We start from the raw sequence: 20,138 nt of genomic DNA on the forward strand, positions 1-20,138 counted from the left end.
TGAAGGGGGCCCGGCGGTCGACCGCCGGGCCCCCTTCACGTTGCTCGCCTTCGCGGCTACAGAGACACCATCCAGTGGGCCAGCTGCTCAGCCGACGGCCGCGCGCCCGCAGGGGCTTCGAGAACCGGCAGCAAGACCCGCTCCAGGGCGGGCCAGTGCGGGATGGTCCCGCACGGAATGCGGTTGCGTAACAGCAGCTGTCGGAGCACAGCCGCCGTAAAGCGGGCCGGGTCGACCCCCGCCGCGGCGTAGTTGCGGTGCCAGGTGCCGGTGGCCGCCCACCACAGGCCGGCGGCGAGGGCGTAGACCTCGTCTGAAGGCTCAGTGACCACCGGCCGCACCCCCGCCTCGATGCGGTGCATCAGCTCGGGTGACATCAGGTGCAGCAGTCCACCCAGCGAGGTGTGCGACGGCGCCAGCGACGGCCCGGCCGCCCAAGTGCAGTCGATGAGACGAACCGCGCCGGAGGTGTGCACGGTGTGATGCGGCTGGAGATCGCCGTGCACCCACCCGGCCCCGTGCAGAGCGGCGACGGCCTGGCACACGTCGACCGCCGCGGCGAGGGCCGAGGACCGGTCCTCGGCGTGCTGCTGTCTTACGCTCTCGAACCGCGCCCAGGTGGAGGGGCCTTCGAGCCACGGCGTGATGAGCCACGCCGAGCTCGTTCCTCGGCCTGCCTTCGCCCGGCCCCCGTACGACAGGCCGGGCACAAGGGAGTGCGTCTGCTGGAGCACGGCGGCTTCGCGGGCAACGGTGGCGGCTCCTTCGCCGGTGCCGACCTTCAGGGCCCACAACCCGCGCGGTCCGGACACCTGCCAGACAGCCGCGCCCCTACGGTCCGTCACCTGCTCCCAGCGCGCGGGTTCTCCCGCCAGCGCCTCCGCATCGGCCCGGCCGATCAGCGGTGTCTGCGTAACGCGTTGCCCCGGCAGGCTGACGGACTTCGTCCCCTCAACGTCCAGCACGGAAAGGCCCTCTCTCTACGGTCCGCGACGGTCGCGGTCAGGTCATCGGTGACGGGACGGCGGAGGTACCGGTGCCCACCGGTCGGCGGTGTGGCACCGGTGCGACGCCGGTCCGCCTTAGAGCAGGTTCTGAGCGGTCACGACTGCGATCACGGTCCACATGGCGCCCAGGTAGGTGCACAGGCAGCGGACCAGCACCGGGTGGTCGCGGTACATGTGCTTCAGCGCGGCGAAGCCCGTGGCGCCGTGCGACTGCGCCCGGAAGCCGAAGAAGGAGACGGTCACCGCGGACACATGCACGGCACGGCCCCCGACCTGGTCCTGGTCCTCGTTCAGAAGCATGTCCATGAGGGTGCGGGGCTCGAAGTCCTGCCGCGGCGGGCGCTTCGCGCGGATGCGACGCAGGTACGGGAAGTCAGGCATGGCGGTTCGCTCTCTCGGTTGCTGCGGCGGGCGCGGTGCCCGCCGGCTGCTGACCGTCCGACGACCCGGGCGCGAGGCACCGGGCCACCGGACGGGGTCTAGGCCGCGACGCCCAGCGTCGCGAGTTCGGACAAGTCCACGGGGGTGCAGCCGTGCAGAGTCACGACGTCGCGGGCGGCGAGGGTCCACCGGAGCGCGGGGTCCTCGAACGCGACGTCGGTGAGGCCGTTCTTGGTCTTCGTCGGGATCGGCCGAAGGGTTCGCGGGTCGTAGACGATCCCGGAGACCCCCCACGGCTCGGTCCGCTCGACCAGGGCGGCGGTGTGTCCCTTGACCAGGTGCGGGCACGCCTCGGCGGCCTCGACGGCGCACGGCAGGCACACGGGAGGGGTGTCCGTCACGTCACCGTCTCGGATCGGTCGGCCGTCGACATCGCGCCCGATGAACAGGTGCTTGCCGCCCCACCGGCGGAACTCGTCGTTGTTGAACGTGGAGGTCGCACAGACCATGCAGAGCATGTGGGACATGGCCTGTCGCTGGCGTAGAGGGTGGATGTCCGCCAGGCGGGGCTGGCCCCTCCCCCGCAGCAGCGGCCAGCGCACCCAGAGATTGCCGTCCCTCCGGTCCGCGCCGCTGACCTCATCGGCGTAAGCGATTCCCTCCGCACCGTCCGGACCGACCCGCTTAATCAGGCTGGTCGGCAGCGGCTCCTCATCGCTCCACGGCGCCACGAAGGGGACGTGGAGGCCCTGCCAGTAGAACTGCTGGCGGGCTGACCTCTTCGGGGCCTCGGGTGTCACTGGCGGCCGGTGGCTGGTCATGCGACCTGCTTAATGGTCCGCGTCGCGGTGAGCCGCTCCAGCAGATCGTTGGCGACGGCGCCTTGCTTGCGCAGATGAACGATCCGACCGTGGTGGTCCTGCGGAAGCTCTACCGCCTCCAACTCGGCGGCGCGGGCGATCAGCCGCCACACTTCGGGGTCCCCGATCCCGGCCGCCTCGGCGATGGCGCCCAAACGCTCCAGGTCCTCGCGTAACCGCTCGTGGATGTCCTCGACCTCGGTCGCCGCAGGCGGCTGGGGGTCGAGCGCGTCCCCGATGTCGTCCAGGATTTCGGGGAGCGTGCGCATCTTCCGCAGGGCAGCGGCCAGCCGGGCAAGCAGCTCCGGGGCGGCCTGGTCCGCTCGGGCGGGGGCCGCGAGGGTCGGGTGCATCAGCGGTTCCCTATCTCGTAGGCGTGCCGCCCCTGACCCGGGTTACGGGGGGTTCTCCCTGCCAGGGGCGGCACGGGGGGCGCCGGTCGGGCGCCCTCGGTCCGCGCCGGACGGCGTGCTCGCCGGCCCGGCGCGGTGGCTGTGATGGACGACGCCGGGAGTACGACGCCGCGGACGGTCATGCCGGTCACCGGGCGCCGTCCGTGTCAATCGCGGCCCAGACCTTCAGGCCGGCCCCGGCCTCGGCGGTCCCCCACCGGCTGGCCAGCCGATGCACGATGCCAAGCCCGCGACCGTCCTCATCCCAGGTGTCCCCGGCCCGCGTGAGGATGGTCTGAAGCGGTGCTGCCGGGCGGGGGCCGTTGTCCTGAACGGCCATCTCGACTTCGCCTTCGCGGCGGAGAAGTTCCAGCTCGATGCGGGATGACTGCGTGTGCTTCACCGCGTTGGTCGTCAGCTCGGAGACCACCAGAACGGCCGCCTCGACGCTGTCCTCCGGTACCCGCCAGGACCCCAGGGCCTCACGTACGTGGTCGCGGGCCTTGGCCGGGGCGTGGTCATCGCCGGGAAAGGCGTACTGGTGAGGGGGCACTTCGGCAGTAGAGGCCCTCTCCAGGTCAACCGGTGTGGCGGTCTCACGCTCACGAGCAGCCTGAAGGCATCCGGCGTGGGCTCGAACGTCCCACCAGAGCACATCGCCACTCGGGCTGAACGTGCACGCGCGACCGGCAGGAGCGAGCTCTCCGTGCGTCTTCTGGCAGTACAGGCAAGCACCGCCGTGCAGGATGCGTAAGACGCCGGTGGTGACGTCGGAGATCGCGAACCGGCGCTCCTCCGGAACCTGATTGAGCTTCGGCATCATCCGGGTTTCCTCCCCCGGTCGGTACGTCCTCGGGACCCGCATCAAGATCACTTTGAGTCGCGGTGCGAGCGCATTCTGTGGTGACCGAACCCAGGATGCCACCAGATTCGATACCGTGGAAACCCTTCTCGCAGAATTCTGCGTGAAGAGTCTGACCTCGAACTCGTGTGCAGCAACGGGGTGCTGACGGACGCTCATGAGATGGCAGAATTCATCGCACTTGTGCAGAAGATTTCTTGCCGTGCCAGAAGGGCGACCGACACACTGGCTCTTGCTCGACGAAGGGATGCGGGATGAGTGAAGAAGCAGGGTCGGCCGCCCCGGCGCTGTGCCGTCTCCAGCTGGCCATCGAGCTACGGGAGCTGCGTGACGGGATGGGCATGACCGCGGCTTCGGTGGCAAAACGGCTGGTGGTCAGCCCATCAAAGATCAACCGACTCGAAGCTGCCGAGAACGGCATCGTGGAACCGGCAGACGTGATGGCGCTCTGCGACATCTACGAGGCGGACGCCGAGCATCGAGACACCCTGGTCGGCTACGCCACCGTGACCAAGACGAAGAAGGACTGGTGGCAGAAGCGGGAGCTGGCACCGGTCATCAGTCCTGGCTTCAAGGCATACCTGGGACAGGAGGCTGTTGCCGCCGCGGTCCAGAACTACGAGAACGAGTTCGTCCCCGGCCTGCTCCAGACCGAGGCGTACGTGAGGGCGCTGCCGCTCCCGACGCAGGAGCTCAGCCCCGCCGAGATCGACAAGCTCGTGGCCGTACGGATGACCCGTCAGGAAGCCCTGCACCGAGAGGACTCACCTCTCAAGCTGACGGCCATCATCAACGAGTCCGTACTCAAACGGCGCGTCGGCAACTCCGCGGTGATGCGTGAACAGCTCGGGCACATCGCCGAACTCGCCACCTCCCTGCCTAACGTCCGCATCCAGGTCGTTCCCTTCGACCTCGGGGCGCACCCCGGCATGAACGGCGCCTTCACCCACCTGCGCTTCGGTGACCGCTCGCCCTTCCCACCGATCGTCTACCTGGAGAACCGGGCCGACGCCTGGGTCCTGCGCAAGCCCTCTGACACCGACCGTTACGACGAGACTTTCACCGATCTGCAAGCGGCCGCTCCAGGACATACGGAGTCCGTGAGCATGATCCATGAGGCAATCAAGGAGTTTTGACATGGCCCACCGGGACGACGACGCGCAGACCGGCGACTGGTTCACCTCCAGCTACAGCGACAACCAGGGTGGTCAGTGCGTCGAGGCCCGACGCATGGGCGCCGGCGCCACGGGCAAGATGGCGGTTCGGGACTCCAAGGACCCCGGCGGCGCCGTCTTCGAGTTTGACCGCACGACGTGGATGAACTTCCTCGACGCGATGAAGGGTGAGCCGTCTCCCTGAGCACATCCCCGCCCGCCCCCGGCCCGACAGGTCCTCCTGCCGGGCCGGAACTGTCTCCCGACGGGGCCGGCGATAACCCGGGAAGAAACCCGCAGGCCACATGTCTTAGCCAGGTGGTAGAAAGCAGACAGTGACGCAGGCAATTCGCGCCACTCCGGGCGACTGCGCCGCAAGTCGGCGGATCACCCTGGTTGTTCGTGTACGCGGGGAGTGAGAAACGATGTCGTCGTTGGTGAACACCTGGGTCCGTCTGTCCTCGGATCGCCTCATCAGAGCGGACCGCATCGTCGGCGTCGACCTGTGGGGGCCGCCGAACGGCGAGAAGCAGACCGAGGTCGTCCATGACGAGCCGGCCCGCATCATGCTCCAGATCGAGGGGGACGACGAGGAGCCTTGGCGGGAGGCCGCGACGGTCAGCGCGGAGCGAGGCGGTGAACTCATCACCCATCTGCTGGCGGTGCTGAACGGTCCGCTGGGCGACGCCAAGGTCCGCTACGTCTACGGCCTGTTCCGCGGCGAGGAGCTCTCCCGGTGGATGCACGGTCCGAGCATCCCGGCCCCGCCGGACGGCACGGTGCGGCCGCTGCATCACGTCGGGAACCCACATCCGGGCCACGGGCTGACGAAGGGTCTGCTGCCCGCCCGCCGATGACCGGCCGAGAGCACGCGAACGCCCCCGCCGCGGCGGGGGCGTTCGCGTGCGCGGTCACCCGTCAGTGGGGGTTGAGCCCTGCGGCCTCGGCCTCCTGGCGGACGTAGCGGTCGAGGTTCGAGACGTTCCACGTCGGGTGCGAGGCGGGCAGCGGACCGCGGTGGCCGCCGTGGAGGGTGTCGTGCTTCCACAGCAGCTGCGCGGTCAGCTCCGCGTCGCGCCGGGCGTCCTCGGGGTCGCTCCCGGTGTCGGCGGCCGCCGCGAGGTGGCGCTGCGCGAGCGCGGCACGGCACAGTCGGTACTCGCGCTCCTGCTCCACCGTGGTGGTGCCGGCCGCGTCGCTGACCCGGAGGTCGTCACACATGCGCTGCACCTCGTGCGTCAAGCGCAGGAGACTCCACAGGTCCTCGGTCATGCTGCAAGTCCCTTCTTGAGCGAGCGGATGGTCAGCCAGGCCGTGGTGACGGCGGCGACGGCGCCGATGGCGCGATGGAGGGCCTGGTCGAGCTCGAAGGCCGCTGTGCCGGGTCCCGAAGCCTCCACCTGAGGTGTGCCGTCCTCGTCGAGGCGGCGGACGACGGTGCAGTGCTCGACGTACCCGCGCTTCCCCGCCTTCGCGGCGAGCCACAGCAGGGGCTGGCGCTTGTCGATCACGAGGTGGGTGAGCGCGTTGATGCCCGTGCCGGCGGCCAGGGCCGTGACCGGCACGCGGTAGCCGAGGACGCGGGTGAGCAGGACGGTTCCCGCGGCCTGGCCGGCGCTGTAGCTGGCGACGTGCCGGGCGGCGCTGATCCAGCCCAGACGGGTGGCGGTCATGGTGGGCTGGCCGCTCCGGTCGTCGTCCGCCGGCTCGTGTCCCACGGGCGTTCCGTCGCGGTAGACCAGGTGGCGGCCGAGGGCGCCCTTGTTCGCCGCGTCCCTGCCTCCCTGGAACCACTGGTCGAACAGGGGGTGCAGGGCGTCCCAGGTCGCCAGCAGCCCGCCGGTGAACGCCAGGGCCTGCACGGGCGTCGAGCGATCGGTCATCATGGTGTTGTTCCTCGTTTCGTCGTTACGGGATTGAGGGCGCCCCCGGGGCGGCCGCGACGCCTGCAAGCAGTCGGCGGCCCCGGGTTCTCATGCCTCCGGCTGGTCCTCATGGGCCTTGCCCTGCCGCGCGGCGGTGACGATGTTGGTGCCGGCGGGGCCGGACCAGCCGCACCGGCAGCGGGCGATCACCTTGCCGGGCTCCTCCTCGCTGTCGTAGACGTTGGTCTCGTGCTCGCGGGGCGGCTCGGGGGTGCGGGGCAGTTCACCGCCGTTGGAGTACAGCGCCGCGCGCTCCGTGTGCTGGGTCAGCCAGGCCCTCCACGGGGCCGGGTCGCCGTCGACGATGCGCTGGTGGCGCTCGGCGACGGTGCTGTGGTGCTGACGCAGTTCGTCGCCGATCTCCCGGAAGGTGAGCCGGGCCCGGCCGGTCGGGCCCGGCTCACGGGCGATGAGGAGAAGTTCCTCCTTCAGCGCGGTCATGCGCGTCTCCAGGCGGCGCACGTCCCGGATGTAGGCCCGCAGGGCGTCCGGGGCGATCTCCTCTCCGGTGCGCACCGCCTCCAGGGCTCGCACCGCCGTGTCGGCCTCGTCTGCGACGGTCCAGCTGGTGACGGCACCGCCGTGGAAGTGCAGGAGGTAGGAGGTGGTTCCGTCCGGCCAGAAGGCGGTCGGGCCGGCGAGCTCGGTGGGTTCCATCACGGTCGCCGCGGGTGTTCGGGTCTCCGGGTCCAGTTCCACCTGGGCGATCTTCCACTGCGGGCCGGTGTAGCTGGAGCTGTACGTGGTCACGACTCTCCTCCGCATCCTGTCGGGGTTCCCCGACAAGAGAGAGTTTGTCGGGGAAACCCGACAGACGTCAAGCGGGCCGCCCGGCCCTCGACCCGGACCCGCTCGATTCCGGCCAGACGCCCGTGAGCCCCCGGCGGACGTCGCCGGGGGCTCACGGGTAGGGGGTCGTTCTACTGCGGGGGCTGCTGGTGGCGTGCCACCCGGCCCTGGACGAAGCGGAGCGCCTGGTCGTCGCTGCCGAGGACCAGGGCGGTCACGGAGGCGAGATCGGAGCCGAGGCGGACGATCTCGGCGTGATCGGTGACCTGCTGCCAGAGGTGGATGGCCCGCTTGACGGATTCCTGGGTCTGCGGCGCGGAGGGCCCGAGCAGGCCGATGTTGAGACCTGCGGTGTGCAGGTACCAGCGGGTCGCGGTTGCGTGGTCGCCCGTCATGAAGGCGAGCCAGCCGCGGAGTTCGCGGATGTTGACCGTGTAGGTGTGGCGCTCCCCGAACAGGGCGGTCAGCTCCTGGTCGAGCTTCTCGGCCTCGACCCCGGCGACGCTGAGTCCGTGGTGGTCTTCGGGCCGGCCGAACGCTGCGGTGACGGCGTTGATGCGCTCCATGAATCCCGGCGGGAGTTCCGCCAGGGCAGCGGCGGCAGCGTCACCGGCCGGCTGCTGGGCGACGGCCTCCTGACCGGTGTTCGCGGCGGCCTGCTCCGCCTGGTGCTGCACGGGGCTGGAGTCGCCCGTCTCGGCGGGGGCGTCGGCCGCCGGCCGCGCCTCGGCCTGCGGAGCCTGCTGTACGGCGGCCGCCGCCGGTTCGGCCGCGGGTCGGTCCGGGTCGGGGGACGTCCAGAAGTGGTGGGTAGCGGTTCCCCAGGGGCGGTAGTGATCACTCACGGCGGTGTCCTTGCTGGTGGTGGCGTCGGTCGGTGGGACGGTCAGATGTCGACGCCCTTCTTGCGGAGGTAGGGCAGGGGGCTGACGTCGGTGCCGTAGTCGGGGCCGGTCCGGATCTCGAAGTGCAGGTGCGGGCCGAAGGCGTTGCCCGTCTCGCCGGACAGGCCGATGACCTGGCCGCCGCTGACGCTGTCGCCGGTGGAGACGCGAACCTTGCTCATGTGGGCGTACTGGCTGTACATGCCGTCCGCGTGCTTGATGACCACCTGGTTGCCGTACGCGCCGCCTGGTCCGGCCGCGACGACCTTCCCGGGACCGACGGCGTGTATGGAGGTGCCGGTGGGCACCGCGAAGTCGATGCCGGTGTGGTAGCCGCTGGACCACGCGCCGCCCTGCTGGTGGTACGGCGTCCCGAGCGGTCCCTTGACCGGCCGGCCCCACCCGCCGGAGGTACCCGGGTCCCCGGAGGTGTTCGGGGCGGTGAGGCTCTCGACGGTGGCCATGATGATCTTCACGTAGTTGTACGTCTGCCCGTCGGCGAAGCTGGCCGGGGGGACGCCTTTGTACTCGTCGACCCGGCCCCATCCCGCGTTGTAGCCGGCGAGCGCCAGCTCAATGGGCGATCCGTTGTAGCCGGGGTGCTTCTTGGCGGTCTTGAGCAGCTTGCACATCATCTCCCCCTGGGAGGGGATGGCGTCTTCGGGGTCCCAGACGTCCTTCTTGCCGTCGCCGTTCCCGTCGATCCCCGACGACGCCCACGTGCCGTCGATGAACTGTGCGATGCCCTTGGCGAGAGGCCGTTTGATCGTCTCTCCGGTCGCGGGGTCCTTCACGTACTCGTAGGACTGGGCTTTGGGGTTGAACCCGGACTCCTGCTTGAGCTGGGCCGCGAGGACCGACGCCGGAAGGCCGGCGTCGCATTCAGCAGCCGCCTTCTCGATCAGGCCCGCGTACTGCGCGGGTACGTAGCCCTTGCCGATCCGCAGTGAGCCTGCGGCGCTGAGGTCGAAGTCGCCTCCGCCGCCCCCCTTGTCGTCGTCGCTGGCCGCGATGAGCAGGATGATCCCGAGCCCCAGCGCCAGCGGGCTGACGACGAAGACGGCCGCCGTCAGCGCGATCCCCCGTTTGGCCTTCAACCGCTCCCCCTCGCCTCACGGTGCTCCCCGGCCCGCTTCCGTGCGGCTCCGCCAGTCGTTAACCGGCCACGGAGCCCGACGCCCGGGTGCCACCCCTCGCCACTGAACGTCACATTGCCACATGGCATTTCCCGGCCCAAAGGCAGTAACGCGGATCGCGGCGGCGTCACCCACACGAGGTGCAACAGAATTACCCAAAGCGTCGTTAAAGGTGATGAACCGCATCAACTGGGGTGCCACATAAAGGAATTGACACGCGTCCCTCATCAAGGGCACCACTGGTGTGTCGGATGCCCGTCATAGACTTCCGGACACGTGTTCACGTCGCGTGATCATGAGAGTGGTTACAGTTGCAATACGGGGGAGCGTTGCCTAAGAAACAGTCACAGGGCGTGACGTTGCCCGCCCAAACGCGCGTGCTGGTACCGGTGTTGGGCGCAACGGGCGGAAGCGGCCGGTCAACTACCGCTGGCCTGCTCGGTCTTTCCTTCGCAGCTGCGGGCAGCAGCGTGGTGCTGGACACGGCGTCGCGGTTGTCCTCTCCGTGGCCGTCCTGGCCGAATCAGCCCGGCGCCGGACTGGCCTCGTTGCCGCCGGACCGCCCGTTCACGCGCGAGCAGGCCCAGACCGCCGCCTCGACCTTCCCGGCCGCGGACGGCAAGAGCTGGGGCGTGCTCACCGACCACCTGGAGTGGCACCAGGGACAGCTCGCGCTCCCCGAGGACCCGGCGGCCTGGTACCAGCTGGGAGCCGGGGGAGGCTGGCAGGCCGTCGTGGCCGACACCACGCACCTCATCGCCCACGACATCGTCACCGCGCGGGCCGGCGGCCGCCCCGGGCTGACGGCGGCTTGGTGCTCGCTGCCCTTCTCCGTACCGGTGCTGTGCGCGCTGGCCACCGGGCCCGGCGTCGCCGCGCTCCAGACGGCCATCAAGGCCGCTTCCGCGGAGGGGTTGCCTCTCCAGCGCGCCGTCGTGGTGCTCTCCTCGCCGGGAGAGGGCCGCATCCCCGCCGCCGTCAAGGCGGCCGCCACGATGCTCCAGTCCCTGGTGGCGGCCGTGGTGACGGTGCCGTGCGATCCGCACATCCGCACCCACGGCCTGGCCGACCCCGACCGCCTCGGCCGGCGCACCAAGGAGGCGGCCGAGCGTGCCGTCGCCGCAGTGCTCGCAGCGGCTCACCGGACCTGGGGCGATCCGCTGCCGCCCGCACCGATCCCGGCGGCCCTGCCCGCCGGTCCGACCCAAGATCCCGCCCAACCCGTTTCAGAAGGGGGCCTCACCACATGAGCCAGTTCCTCCAGACCCTCCACGACGTCACCACGCTCGCGGCGGACGAGCCGGTGATTCCCGGCTTCACGCCGTCCCTGCCCGGCGAACTCCAGAACCCCACCGGCAAGATCCTGGGCTGGACGGCCGGCGGCGGGCTCGCGCTGGCGGTGCTGGGCGGCCTGACCGGCTGGGCGTGCGTCGCCATCGGCCACAACACCGAGCGCGGCCAGCTCGCCGCCCGCGGCAAGTCGGCCATCGTGTGGTCGGTCGTCGCCGCCGTCGGCATCGGCGTCACCAGCGGCCTGGTCTGGGGCTTCTACACCATGACGCAGGGCGGCAAGTAATGGCGGACCGCTACGAGAGCCGGGCCCGCAGGGCCCGGCTGAAGCTGGCGGGCATCGGCGTCGGCGTCGTCGCGGTCCTGGCCGTCGGCGGCACCCTCGTGGTGACGCTGTGGGGCGACGACGACGGCAGCGGACCCGGCTCGCCGGACGCGAAAGCCTCGCCGAGCGCCTCGTCGACCGCCTCGCCGGGAGCCTCGGCCATGAAGGAGTTCACCCCGGCCACCGCCCCGCCCATCCCGCTGCTGAAGCCGACGTCGAACGCCGGCGGCAGCATCGGGACCGGCTTCGAGCACTCCAACCTCGGCGCGGTCAGCGCGGGCGTCTCCTACTGGGAGGACCTCGACCTCCTGGACGACGTCCTGGCCCGCAAGCAGTGGAAGGCCATCGCGGCCGCGGACTCCCCCGGGACGGTCGACCAGGGGGTCAGCGAGGTGCGCAAGGTCCGCGAGGGCGTCGGGCTGCCTCCCTCCGGGGGCACGCCCGACGGCATCACCTTCAGCACCAGCGTGAAGGCGGCGCTCGGCCGCTCCCTGGACAAGACCGGCGACGTCGTCGTGGTGTGGCTGAACTACGACCGGTTCGCCACGATCCGCGACAAGGGCGCGGACGACAATCCGCTGCGTGACGAGACCACCAGCCTGGTCCTCAAGTGGGAGAGCGGGGACTGGAAGGTCACCACCGACCCTCAGTGGACCGCCAAGGTGAAGGGCCCGCACGCCTACGACCCGGACAGCAAGTACGCCTGGCTGGACGGCTGGAGGCAGGTGTCCGATGACTAGGACCCTCGCGCGGGTCGGCGCCCTCGTGGCCGCCCTGCTGATCATGCTCACGTCCGGCACGTCGATAGCGTTCGCCGGCGCCAAGCCGCCGGACCCCTATCCGGAGTCACTGAGCCACGGCGAGCGGGTCGGCATCAATAAGCAGACGGGCGAATACTGCGACCTGGACGACGCCGACCAGAAGAAGCGCCTGAACTGCCGGGCGCCGGAGGACTGCCAGGACTTCCCCGCCGGACAGACGGTCTGCATCGGCGAGGGCTCCAGCGACCCGGAGGACGCCCGGACCTTCGAGCTCAACGAGCTGAAGCGCTGGGAGAAGAAGGCCGACAAGAACGCGCCGAATTACGAGAAGTATCACAGCTATCTCGTCAAATGCGTGAAGACCGATAAAAAGTCGTTCCAGCAGTGCAACGCCGAGGCCGCAGGGAAGTATCCGCCGCCCGCGAAGACGCCGCTGGACTGGGTCGCGGGCAAGATCAGCGACATGGCCGCCAACGCCCTGGAGGAAGCGGCCTCCATGCTGGGCCACTCCGTGGTCTGGCTGCTGAAGCAGTTCGCCGACGCCTTCAACTCGATCAGCACCATCGACCTGTCCAAAACCGGAATCGGGCCGGTCCTGGGAATTACAACGGGATTGTCCGTCATCATCGCGGCATTCCTGATGCTGGTGCAGTTCTCAAAAGTCGCTGTTTCCCAGCAGGGCGGTCCGGCCGCCACCGCGATCGTCGGCCTGGCCAAATGGGGCGTCATCCTCGGGGTCTATCTCTTCGGCACCCAGGTGGCGCTCAACTGGTCCGACACCCTCAGCACCGCACTGATCAACTACACCTTCGACTCCGGCGGAAGCACCAACGGAGACGCGGCCGACGCCATGGAGAAGCAGCTCGGAATGCTGTTCAGCGGACTCGTCGGCGGCGGAGGCGCCACCGCGGCGGGCTCGGCCCTGATCACCGGCAGCGGCATCGCGCCGACCGCGGTCGGCTTCGTGATCGTGATCTCGATCCTCTGCATCCTGGCGATCGGCGCCCTGTGGGTGGAGATGCTGGTCCGTCAGGCCGGGATCATGATTCTCGTGACGATGATCCCCGTCGCGCTGGCGGGCTCGATGTCCGACGCCACCAAGGACTGGTGGCCCAAGACGCGGAACGCGCTCATCGCCTTGATCCTCATGAAGCCGACCATCGTGATCATCTTCTCCATCGGGTTCTCCGCGATGTCGGGCGCCGAGGGCGTGCGCAACGTGATCGTCGGCCTGATCATCTTCGTGGTGGCCGCGACCAGCTGGCCCGTCCTGGCCAAGTTCATCGTCCTGACCAGCAACGGCGAGGGGAACTCCGCCGCCTCCGGGATGATCAGCAGCGTCGGCAGCAGCGTCTCGTCCATGTTCGGCGGGAACCAGGCCGCGCCCAGCGGCGCGGGAACCGTCGGCGGCGGCGGGGGCTACACCAAAGCCCTGGAGGGCGAGAACTCCTCCGCGGCCTCCGAGTCGAACGGCGGAGGAGGAGGCGGAGGCGGCGGCTTCTGGTCCAAGGCGATGCTCGGCAGCAAGGGCGGCAGCTTCATGGGCAAGGCCGGCGGCGTCGTCGGCGTCGGCCTCCAGGTGGCCGCGGTGGGCAAGGACATGGCCGAGAGCAGTCTCCAGAACGCCGCGGCCCACGCGGGCCTCGGTCACGGCGCCCAGGGCGGCCGTCACGTCGTGGTCCCGCCCCGCAGCGGCGGGCAGGACCAGCCGGCCGCCGTCCCGGCGCAACCGGCGACGCAGGAGTCCGAACCGCCGACGCCCACCCCTTCACCGGCGCCCCCGCCCCCCAACCCCACCCAGTCGGACGGGAGCTGACCCATGTCCCAGACCGAACCCGCCGTGTACGGCGGCTGGCAGGCGGAGCGAAGCGGCTTCATCGGGAACCTGAGCGGCTTCGGGTTCATCCTGGTCGCGGGCGCCGCCGTCAGCGCCATGATCCCCATCTACTCCCGCTCCTGGGGCGTGGCCGTCATCGCCCTGCCCCTGTCCGCCGTCATGCTCGTGCTCGCCTACGGGCGAGTCCTCGGGCTGTCGGCGGACGAGTGGATCGTCCTCGCAGTAAGGCACCAGATCGCCGTGGCAACCTCGCGCAACGTCTTCTTCAGCGGAATCTTCGCCCCGCGTACCAAGGACGGCACCCAGCCGATGGACCTGCCGGGGCGGCTCGCCCGGCTCCACCTGCTGGAGGCGCCGGACGGTCTCGGCGGCCAGATCGGCGTCATGCACAACTCGACCGAAGGCACGTACACGGCGATCTGCCGGGTCACCTTCCCCGGCCTGGCCTTGATCGACACCGAGAAGCAGAACGCCCGGGTCCGCGGCTGGGCCGCCTTCCTGCGCAGTCACTGCAAGGAGGACTCGGCGATCACCCGGATCTCCGTGCACCAGCGCAGCCTGCCCGACGACGGCGCGGCCCTGCGTTCCTGGACCGAGCGGCACATCGCCCCCGAAGCTCCCCAGGCCGCTGTTCAGGCCCTGGGCGAGCTGATGGAGAGCGCGGGCCCGGTGGCGACCAGCCGGGAGACCTACCTGTCCATCACGCTGTCCGCCGCGCGGGCCCGGCTCGCCGTGAAGGGCGCCGGCGGCGGGCAGGTCGGTGCGGCCGCCGTCCTGGTGCGCGAGATCAACGCCATGGCCGGTGCCCTGTCGTCGGCCGGCCTCCAGGTCGCCGAGTGGCTCTCCCCCCGCGGAGTCGGCCAGGTGATCCGGACCGCGTTCGATCCCGAGGCCCAGCTCGCCCTCTCGGCGCGCAACACCGCGGCCGATGACGCCAAGTGGGAAGGGGCCCCCAAGGGGCTCGCCCCCGAGGTGTCCGGGCCTGCGGCGACCGAGACCGGCTGGGGCCTGTATCGGCATGACGGTGCCTGGACCGTCAGCTACCAGGTAAGGGGCTTCCCGCAGTCGGAGGTGTACGCGACGTTCCTCCAGCCGCTGCTGCGGCCGCGGGCGAACGCCAGGCGTGCGCTGTCCCTGCTGTACGAGCCGATCGGACCGGCCAAGGCCCGCCAGGAGCTCGCCCGCGAGAAGACCAAGCGGGACGCGGTGCGCAAGGTGCGGGCGAAGACGGGCCGGGCGGAGAGCGAGGACGAGCGCCGCGAGTCGATGACCGCGCGGGCCCAGGACGTCGCGCGGGCCAGCGGTCACGGCGTCGTCCGCCTGACGGCCCTGATCGCGGTCACCGTGACGGACCTGGAGCAGCTGGAGACGGCGTGCGCCGAGCTCCAGGCGGACGCCTCCTCGGCGGGGCTGGAGATCCGACGGGTCTGGGGCGCCCAGGACGACGCGTTTTCCATCGCAGCCCTGCCGCTCGGCCAGGGGCTGCCCGACCGGAGGGTGGGCCTCTGATGGCGCTCCCCTTCCGCCGCGGCAGCGGCGGCGGCGACACGAAGCTGAAGGCCGCGCCGCTCGGGGACTTCCTCGACGAGATGTCCGCCGGCCCGATCCCCCGTCAGCTCTCCGCGCGGGAGCTGCGGCGCGCGCGTCTGCTGGAGAGTCCCGAAGACGCCATGCGGATCGCCCCGCGCAAGGGCTGGAGCCAGCCCTTCGCGGGGCGGGTCGCCTCGCTGGCGAAGGCCGAGGTCTTCCGGGCCGACACACAGCGCGCCTCCGGGATCTACCCCTTCCTTCACGCCGCGTCCCTCCCGCCGATCGGCGTCTACATCGGCTGGAACACCCTGACGATGCAGGCGTTCTCCGCCCACCCGGCCGCCTGGGTCCGCGAGGGCCTGTGCACCAACCCGAACGTGATGGTGACCGGCATCCCGGGCTCGGGTAAGTCGGCGCACATCAAGGCCCTGTGCTTCCGGCTGATGGCGCTCGGCCACCGCACGCTGATCGCCGGCGACGTCAAGGGCGAGTACGCCGCCCTGTGCGAGCACCTCGGAGTCGAGCCGGTACGGCTCGGCCCCGGCCTGCCGGGCCGCCTCAATCCCCTGGACGCCGGCCCGCTCGGCTACGACCTGGAGAACATCACCGACCGCGCCGTCCTCCTGGGCCGCCTCAAGGAGATCCACCGCCGACGGCTGACCCTCCTGAAGGCGCTGCTCGAACTCCAGCTGCGGCGGAACCTGCGGCCGCAGGAGGAGGAGTGCCTGGACGTCGCGGTGCGCGAGGTCACCGGCGAGCTGCACGGCCAGACCCACCTGGAGACCCCCACCCTGCCCCGGGTCTACGACAAGCTCCGCGACCCCAGCGAGGCCATGGCCCGCGAACTGCGGGTGCGGGACAACGACATCCAGCTCGCCCGCGAACAGATGGCGTCCCTGCGTTCCGCGCTCGGCGGCATGATCACCGGGCACCTGGGCGGCCTCTTCGACGAGCAGACCTCCATCGGCCTCGACTGGGACGCGCCGATCCAGAGCGTCGACATCAGCGCGCTGGAGCAGTACGGCGACGAGACCGTGGCGATGGTGCTGACCTGCGTGTCCTCCTGGGCTCAGTCGGCCATCGACCGGCCCGGCGAGCGCCCGTGGATCGTCGTCCGCGACGAGCTGTGGCGGCAGATGCGCTCCGGCGGCGCCGCGATGGTCCGCAAGATCGACGCGGACCTCCGGCTCTCCCGGGCGACCGGCACGATCCAGCTGCTGGCCACCCACCGCTTGAGCGACTTCGAGTCCGTCGGCGCGGCGGGCTCCGAGGCCACGGCCATCGCCAAGGACCTCATCGCCAGCTGCGAAACCCGCATCCAGCTCGCGCAGGACACCAAGCCGCTGGCGATGACGCGCGAGGCGATCGGCCTGACCGACGCCGAGTGCGACCTCATCGGCGGCTGGGGCGCCGGCCAGCGCGGGCGCGCCTTGTGGAAGGTCGGCCGCGGCGGGGGCAGCCACGCCGTCCAGCTGCTGCTCAGCCAGACCGAGAAGGCCCTGTTCGAGACGGACGAGCGGATGGTGGTGTGAGGTGGCCGGCGACAAGAGCATGGACGACGGCACCCTGCTGGCCGCGATCGGCTTCGGGTTCGCCCTCGGCGCCAGCGGCATCGTCCTGAGCGCCGCGCCGCTGGCCGGGCTGGTCAGCGGGCGCGGCTGGTCCAGCTCGACCAGGAGCCTGCCCGAGACGGTCTTGATGACCGTCACGCACGGCCCGGGGTCCGTCTACGAACCGGCCCCGCCCACCTGGGCGTTCCTCCTCATGATCGGAGTGCTCCTCGTCCTCCTGATCGTCCTGCTGGCCCTGCTGCTGAAGTCCTTCGGCCGCAGGAAGCCCCGCCTGGACGGCGCCCGGTGGGGCGGCAGGAAGACCGAGCTGGAGATGGCCGCCCCGGAAGACCCCGAGCTGCGACCGGCGCGCATCACCGCCGGGCGCGGCCAGCAGACCAAGAAGATCGTCGCGGTCATCGAGCGGGCCGGCTCCGCCATCGCCTTCGGCCCGCCCGGCAGCGCGAAGACCACCGGCCTGCTCATGGGCAACGCCGCCGAGTGGCAGGGCCCGTGCGTGGTGACCACCACGAAGTCCGCCGACCTGGAGGCGATCTACAACAGCCGCCGGGAGATCGGCCCGGTGTGGATCATCGCGCCCGCCGGACTGCCGAACGACCGGGAGACGGCCCACTGGTCGCCGGTCGACTATGCCAAGGACGACGAATCCGCCGAGCGGATGGCGGAGTGGATGGCCGACGCGGCCCAGAAGCACTACGACCCGCGGTCAGAACCCTGGATCGCGCAGGCCCGCGCCATCCTGGCCGGGCTGCTCCTCGCGGCGAACATCAGCGGCGGCGGTCTGCGGGCCTTCAGGGAGTGGCTCGCCCTCGGCAAGGACGCCGTCGACCACGTCCGCTCGATCCTCGAACCCGAGCATCCCGAGGTCGCCATGGACTACGCCCAGCCCTGGCTGAAGCTCCACGAGGACGGCGCCGGGTCGGTCCAGTTCACCTTGAACGTGGTCGCCTCCGTCTACCGCAACCGGGACGTCCGGGTGGTCGCCGAGCGCACCGACTTCAGCGCCGAGCAGCTGCTGGAGAAGAAGGGCACCGTCTGTCTCGTCGCCTCGCCCTCGAACGCCGAGCGGTACGGGCCCCTGTTCACCTCGATCATCGCCTCGATCATCCACGCGGCCGAGGCCAAGTTCGAGAAGACCGGGGAGCCCCTGGACCCGGCTCTGGGGTGCTTCGTCGACGAGGCCGGCAACGTCCTGCGGTACCCGAAACTGCCGACGACCCTCACCACCGGCCGCGGGATCGGCATCGCCATGCTGACGATCTGGCACGACCTGGCCCAGCTCGCCGCCCGCGTGGGGCAGGACGGGGCCCGCACTGTGATCTCCGCGTCCACCCTGCGGATGCTGCTGCCGGGCCTGGCCGACGACAACACCCTGCGGTACTTCAACTACATCTTCGCCAAGGAGCAGGTCGAGCGCTCGACCCGCTCCTCCGGCCGGTCGGGCAGCTCGACGTCCACCAGCGTGGTGGAGACCGACCTGCTGCCGGTGGACAAACTCCGTGAGATCCCCACGTTCACCGCGATCGTCCAATACTTCAACCTCCCGCCCATCCGGGCGAACATGAGGCTCACCTGGCGGGACGAGGACTTGCGGAAGTGGCTGACCCGCCCGCCCTCCCCGACGTCCCCGGTCTCCCTGGATAAGGACCCGACCGCCCCAGCCCTGGAGACGCACCGTGGCTGACACCGAAGCGACCGAGCCGGCCAGCACCCCGGCGGCCCCCGCGGGCGAGAAGAAGCCGCCGCCGCCCCAGCGGTGGGTGTGGTCCGACATGGACCTCGACGAACGCGAAGCGCGGCTGGGCGAGATGACCCTCTGGGTGGACTGGCTGATCAAGACGTACGACATCCGCAACCAGGTCGCCCGCTGCTGGTACCGCCATCCCAGGATCGTCGAGCACCTGACCGCTCTCTACACCGGCTGGTTCCGCACGTACGCGGGCGATCCCACGAAGCTCGGGCTGCGGTCGGAAGCCGAGTGGATCAAGGACCTGTACGCGTTCCTGCCGCGGCTGAACAGCGCCAGCTGCCAGACCTCCCACACCGAGACCCCCGCCCCGACGCTCACGGCTGACGACAGGGCGTTCTCCGAGTGGCTCGATGAACCGCCGACGTTCCTCACCGCCGAGCGCTTCCACCCGGCGAAGGCCCAGAAGCTGCGGCTGGCCGAGGAGGCCAAGGCCGCCGCTCAGGCACGGGCCGCCCGCAAGGAGAGCGGGGAGAAGAAGGAGAGCTGACGGCTGTGCCGCTACGGCGGAGGGCCCGGGAAGCGACGCTTCCCGGGCCCTCCGCCGTCGTACAGGCGGTCACCGCTTGGTCCCGCCCCGGCTCTGCTGCTCGTCGGGGCCCTGCTGCTGCGCGGACTGCTGCTGAGACTGCTGCCGGGCGGCCTCCTGCTGGGCCTGGACCCGGCGGGCCTCCTCCGCAACGCGCTGCTCGTACGGCTGCGCATCACGGCGGTTCATCTCCTGCCTGACCGCGGCCGCGGCCGCGTCGAGCTTCCCGACCTCGCCCCGCGCCGATGCCGCCTCTCGGCCTGCGGTGTCGGCCCGGCGCTGCCGCGCCTCCTTCGTCCGTTCCAGCACGGCCTCGCGCGAACCGCCGCTTCGTTCCCACGACGCCAACGCCTCGTCGTGCTGCGCTGCGGGGCCGGCCGTCCGCTCGGCGTCGGCCTGCCGCTGCCGGAGGGCGGTGATCCGCTCGGCGGACCGCTCGTGCTCCGTCCGCAGCTCCGCCAGACGGTTCTCCAGCTGCACTCGGTCCTCACCCCGTACGGCGGGGCGACCGAAGCGGGCGGTCTCGGCCAGACTCGCCTCGATGCGGACGGCTTCCTCGCGGGCCCTGATGTCGGCGCTCTGTGCGGCGGGCAGCTCCACGGCGATGGCCCGCAGGTCCTGGATGGCCTCGATCCGGGCGGCGCGCTCAGCGACACTACGCTCGACCGCGCCGCCGGGCTCCAGCGCGGCGTGCAGTTCCGCAGCCTTCGCCTCCTGGGCAGCGGCGTGCTCCTGCGCCGTGTCGGCCGCCTCCACGTAGTAGGCCAGCGTGGTCGAGAGCTCCGCATCGGGCACGTCCGCGTACGGGCGAGGCTCGGACGGGTTGCTCTGCTGACGCTCCTCCCCGCCGGCGTCCTGCTGCTCGGCCGCAGTGTCGACGGCCGCCTCGACCACGTCCTCCGCGGTCTCCTCGACGGCCTGGTCCTCGTCGCGCTCCCGCTCGTCCTCGCGGACCTGCTCCGCCTCCGGCTCCTCGACCACCGTCTCCGAGAGGTCCTCGGCCGCAGTGTCGACGGCCGCCTCGACCACGTCCTCCGCGGTCTCCTCGACGGCCTGGTCCTCGTCGCGCTCCCGCTCGTCCTCGCGGACCTGCTCCGCCTCCGGCTCCTCGACCACCGTCTCCGAGAGGTCCTCGGCCGCAGTGTCGACGGCCGCCTC

General features: G+C 70.8%; 21 protein-coding genes and 1 pseudogene. 11 read left to right on the forward strand and 11 right to left on the reverse strand.

Going from position 1 to position 20,138, the window contains the following annotated elements; translation table 11 throughout:
• Nucleotides 1–56: 56 nt before the first annotated feature.
• The 5 genes from E5083_RS30515 to E5083_RS30535 all read right to left on the reverse strand — a co-directional run bounded on the left by E5083_RS30515 (nt 57) and on the right by E5083_RS30535 (nt 3,463).
• Nucleotides 57–965, reverse strand: coding sequence for a serine/threonine-protein kinase (locus E5083_RS30515; protein WP_244317712.1), 909 nt, complete (start codon nt 963–965; stop codon nt 57–59).
• Between the two features lie 117 nt (nt 966–1,082).
• Nucleotides 1,083–1,388, reverse strand: coding sequence for a hypothetical protein (locus E5083_RS30520; protein ID WP_135788913.1), 306 nt, complete (start codon nt 1,386–1,388; stop codon nt 1,083–1,085).
• Between the two features lie 98 nt (nt 1,389–1,486).
• Nucleotides 1,487–2,209: a hypothetical protein gene (locus E5083_RS30525; RefSeq protein WP_135788914.1), complete on the reverse strand. Its 723-nt coding sequence runs from the start codon at nt 2,207–2,209 to the stop codon at nt 1,487–1,489.
• Nucleotides 2,206–2,601, reverse strand: coding sequence for a DUF6415 family natural product biosynthesis protein (locus E5083_RS30530; protein WP_135788915.1), 396 nt, complete (start codon nt 2,599–2,601; stop codon nt 2,206–2,208). The genes E5083_RS30525 and E5083_RS30530 overlap by 4 nt, the downstream gene beginning before the upstream one ends.
• Before the next feature lie 187 nt (nt 2,602–2,788).
• On the reverse strand, nt 2,789–3,463 hold the full coding sequence (locus E5083_RS30535; RefSeq protein ID WP_244317713.1) for an ATP-binding protein: 675 nt from the start codon (nt 3,461–3,463) through the stop codon (nt 2,789–2,791).
• A gap of 293 nt (nt 3,464–3,756) precedes the next feature.
• On the opposite strand from E5083_RS30535, the gene E5083_RS30540 reads away from it, so the two are divergent.
• The 3 genes from E5083_RS30540 to E5083_RS30550 all read left to right on the forward strand — a co-directional run bounded on the left by E5083_RS30540 (nt 3,757) and on the right by E5083_RS30550 (nt 5,513).
• Nucleotides 3,757–4,638 (forward strand): helix-turn-helix domain-containing protein, encoded by an 882-nt coding sequence (locus E5083_RS30540; protein WP_135788916.1) that lies wholly within the window; start codon nt 3,757–3,759, stop codon nt 4,636–4,638.
• Nucleotide 4,639: 1 nt separating this feature from the next.
• On the forward strand, nt 4,640–4,861 hold the full coding sequence (locus E5083_RS30545) for a DUF397 domain-containing protein (protein ID WP_135788917.1): 222 nt from the start codon (nt 4,640–4,642) through the stop codon (nt 4,859–4,861).
• Between the two features lie 220 nt (nt 4,862–5,081).
• On the forward strand, nt 5,082–5,513 hold the full coding sequence (locus E5083_RS30550) for a hypothetical protein (RefSeq protein ID WP_135788918.1): 432 nt from the start codon (nt 5,082–5,084) through the stop codon (nt 5,511–5,513).
• 61 nt (nt 5,514–5,574) lie between these two features.
• Here E5083_RS30550 and E5083_RS30555 read toward each other — a convergent pair whose 3' ends face one another.
• The 5 genes from E5083_RS30555 to E5083_RS30575 all read right to left on the reverse strand — a co-directional run bounded on the left by E5083_RS30555 (nt 5,575) and on the right by E5083_RS30575 (nt 9,351).
• Nucleotides 5,575–5,928, reverse strand: coding sequence for a hypothetical protein (locus E5083_RS30555; RefSeq protein WP_135788919.1), 354 nt, complete (start codon nt 5,926–5,928; stop codon nt 5,575–5,577).
• Complete coding sequence (locus tag E5083_RS30560; protein WP_135788920.1) at nt 5,925–6,542, reverse strand: hypothetical protein; 618 nt, start codon at nt 6,540–6,542, stop codon at nt 5,925–5,927. Before E5083_RS30560 ends, E5083_RS30555 begins: the two co-directional genes overlap by 4 nt.
• A gap of 87 nt (nt 6,543–6,629) precedes the next feature.
• Nucleotides 6,630–7,331 carry a hypothetical protein gene (locus E5083_RS30565; RefSeq protein WP_135788921.1) on the reverse strand — a complete coding sequence of 234 codons (702 nt, stop codon included), beginning with the start codon at nt 7,329–7,331 and terminating at the stop codon, nt 6,630–6,632.
• Between the two features lie 170 nt (nt 7,332–7,501).
• Nucleotides 7,502–8,215 (reverse strand): hypothetical protein, encoded by a 714-nt coding sequence (locus E5083_RS30570; RefSeq protein WP_135788922.1) that lies wholly within the window; start codon nt 8,213–8,215, stop codon nt 7,502–7,504.
• Between the two features lie 41 nt (nt 8,216–8,256).
• Nucleotides 8,257–9,351, reverse strand: a complete 1,095-nt coding sequence (locus tag E5083_RS30575) for a peptidoglycan DD-metalloendopeptidase family protein (protein ID WP_135788923.1) — start codon at nt 9,349–9,351, stop codon at nt 8,257–8,259.
• Nucleotides 9,352–9,884: 533 nt separating this feature from the next.
• On the opposite strand from E5083_RS30575, the gene E5083_RS31575 reads away from it, so the two are divergent.
• The 8 genes from E5083_RS31575 to E5083_RS30615 are packed head-to-tail and all read left to right on the forward strand — an operon-like array spanning nt 9,885 to nt 18,941.
• Nucleotides 9,885–10,640, forward strand: coding sequence for a hypothetical protein (locus tag E5083_RS31575; RefSeq protein ID WP_244317714.1), 756 nt, complete (start codon nt 9,885–9,887; stop codon nt 10,638–10,640).
• Nucleotides 10,637–10,966: a hypothetical protein gene (locus E5083_RS30585; RefSeq protein ID WP_135788924.1), complete on the forward strand. Its 330-nt coding sequence runs from the start codon at nt 10,637–10,639 to the stop codon at nt 10,964–10,966. Before E5083_RS31575 ends, E5083_RS30585 begins: the two co-directional genes overlap by 4 nt.
• On the forward strand, nt 10,966–11,745 hold the full coding sequence (locus E5083_RS30590) for a hypothetical protein (RefSeq protein ID WP_244317715.1): 780 nt from the start codon (nt 10,966–10,968) through the stop codon (nt 11,743–11,745). Before E5083_RS30585 ends, E5083_RS30590 begins: the two co-directional genes overlap by 1 nt.
• A complete protein-coding gene (locus E5083_RS30595) occupies nt 11,738–13,582 on the forward strand; it encodes a type IV secretion system protein (protein WP_135788925.1) in 1,845 nt (614 codons plus the stop codon). The genes E5083_RS30590 and E5083_RS30595 overlap by 8 nt, the downstream gene beginning before the upstream one ends.
• A 3-nt stretch (nt 13,583–13,585) precedes the next feature.
• Nucleotides 13,586–15,112, forward strand: coding sequence for an SCO6880 family protein (locus E5083_RS30600; RefSeq protein WP_135788926.1), 1,527 nt, complete (start codon nt 13,586–13,588; stop codon nt 15,110–15,112).
• The gene (locus E5083_RS30605; RefSeq protein ID WP_135788927.1) at nt 15,112–16,665 is read left to right on the forward strand and encodes a type VI secretion protein; all 1,554 of its coding nucleotides are present in this window, start codon (nt 15,112–15,114) and stop codon (nt 16,663–16,665) included. The genes E5083_RS30600 and E5083_RS30605 overlap by 1 nt, the downstream gene beginning before the upstream one ends.
• A gap of 1 nt (nt 16,666) precedes the next feature.
• Nucleotides 16,667–18,388, forward strand: a complete 1,722-nt coding sequence (locus tag E5083_RS30610; protein WP_244317716.1) for a type IV secretory system conjugative DNA transfer family protein — start codon at nt 16,667–16,669, stop codon at nt 18,386–18,388.
• A complete protein-coding gene (locus E5083_RS30615; protein ID WP_135788928.1) occupies nt 18,381–18,941 on the forward strand; it encodes a hypothetical protein in 561 nt (186 codons plus the stop codon). The genes E5083_RS30610 and E5083_RS30615 overlap by 8 nt, the downstream gene beginning before the upstream one ends.
• A gap of 69 nt (nt 18,942–19,010) precedes the next feature.
• On the opposite strand, the pseudogene E5083_RS31420 reads toward E5083_RS30615, so the two are convergent.
• Nucleotides 19,011–20,138 (reverse strand): annotated as a pseudogene (locus tag E5083_RS31420) (MobF family relaxase); the annotation flags it as partial.

This window comes from Streptomyces bauhiniae, assembly GCF_004784475.1.
GTDB lineage: Bacteria > Actinomycetota > Actinomycetes > Streptomycetales > Streptomycetaceae > Streptomyces > Streptomyces seoulensis.

Coding starts and splice junctions, on each gene's coding strand:
- E5083_RS30585 (WP_135788924.1), top strand. CDS start 10,637: ATGAGCCAGTTCCTCCAGACCCTCCACGACGTCACCACGCTCGCGGCG.
- E5083_RS30605 (WP_135788927.1), top strand. CDS start 15,112: ATGGCGCTCCCCTTCCGCCGCGGCAGCGGCGGCGGCGACACGAAGCTG.
- E5083_RS30555 (WP_135788919.1), bottom strand. CDS start 5,928: ATGACCGAGGACCTGTGGAGTCTCCTGCGCTTGACGCACGAGGTGCAG.
- E5083_RS30520 (WP_135788913.1), bottom strand. CDS start 1,388: ATGCCTGACTTCCCGTACCTGCGTCGCATCCGCGCGAAGCGCCCGCCG.
- E5083_RS30540 (WP_135788916.1), top strand. CDS start 3,757: ATGAGTGAAGAAGCAGGGTCGGCCGCCCCGGCGCTGTGCCGTCTCCAG.
- E5083_RS30600 (WP_135788926.1), top strand. CDS start 13,586: ATGTCCCAGACCGAACCCGCCGTGTACGGCGGCTGGCAGGCGGAGCGA.
- E5083_RS30545 (WP_135788917.1), top strand. CDS start 4,640: ATGGCCCACCGGGACGACGACGCGCAGACCGGCGACTGGTTCACCTCC.
- E5083_RS30590 (WP_244317715.1), top strand. CDS start 10,966: ATGGCGGACCGCTACGAGAGCCGGGCCCGCAGGGCCCGGCTGAAGCTG.
- E5083_RS30535 (WP_244317713.1), bottom strand. CDS start 3,463: ATGATGCCGAAGCTCAATCAGGTTCCGGAGGAGCGCCGGTTCGCGATC.
- E5083_RS30560 (WP_135788920.1), bottom strand. CDS start 6,542: ATGATGACCGATCGCTCGACGCCCGTGCAGGCCCTGGCGTTCACCGGC.
- E5083_RS30550 (WP_135788918.1), top strand. CDS start 5,082: ATGTCGTCGTTGGTGAACACCTGGGTCCGTCTGTCCTCGGATCGCCTC.
- E5083_RS30525 (WP_135788914.1), bottom strand. CDS start 2,209: ATGACCAGCCACCGGCCGCCAGTGACACCCGAGGCCCCGAAGAGGTCA.
- E5083_RS30530 (WP_135788915.1), bottom strand. CDS start 2,601: ATGCACCCGACCCTCGCGGCCCCCGCCCGAGCGGACCAGGCCGCCCCG.
- E5083_RS30595 (WP_135788925.1), top strand. CDS start 11,738: ATGACTAGGACCCTCGCGCGGGTCGGCGCCCTCGTGGCCGCCCTGCTG.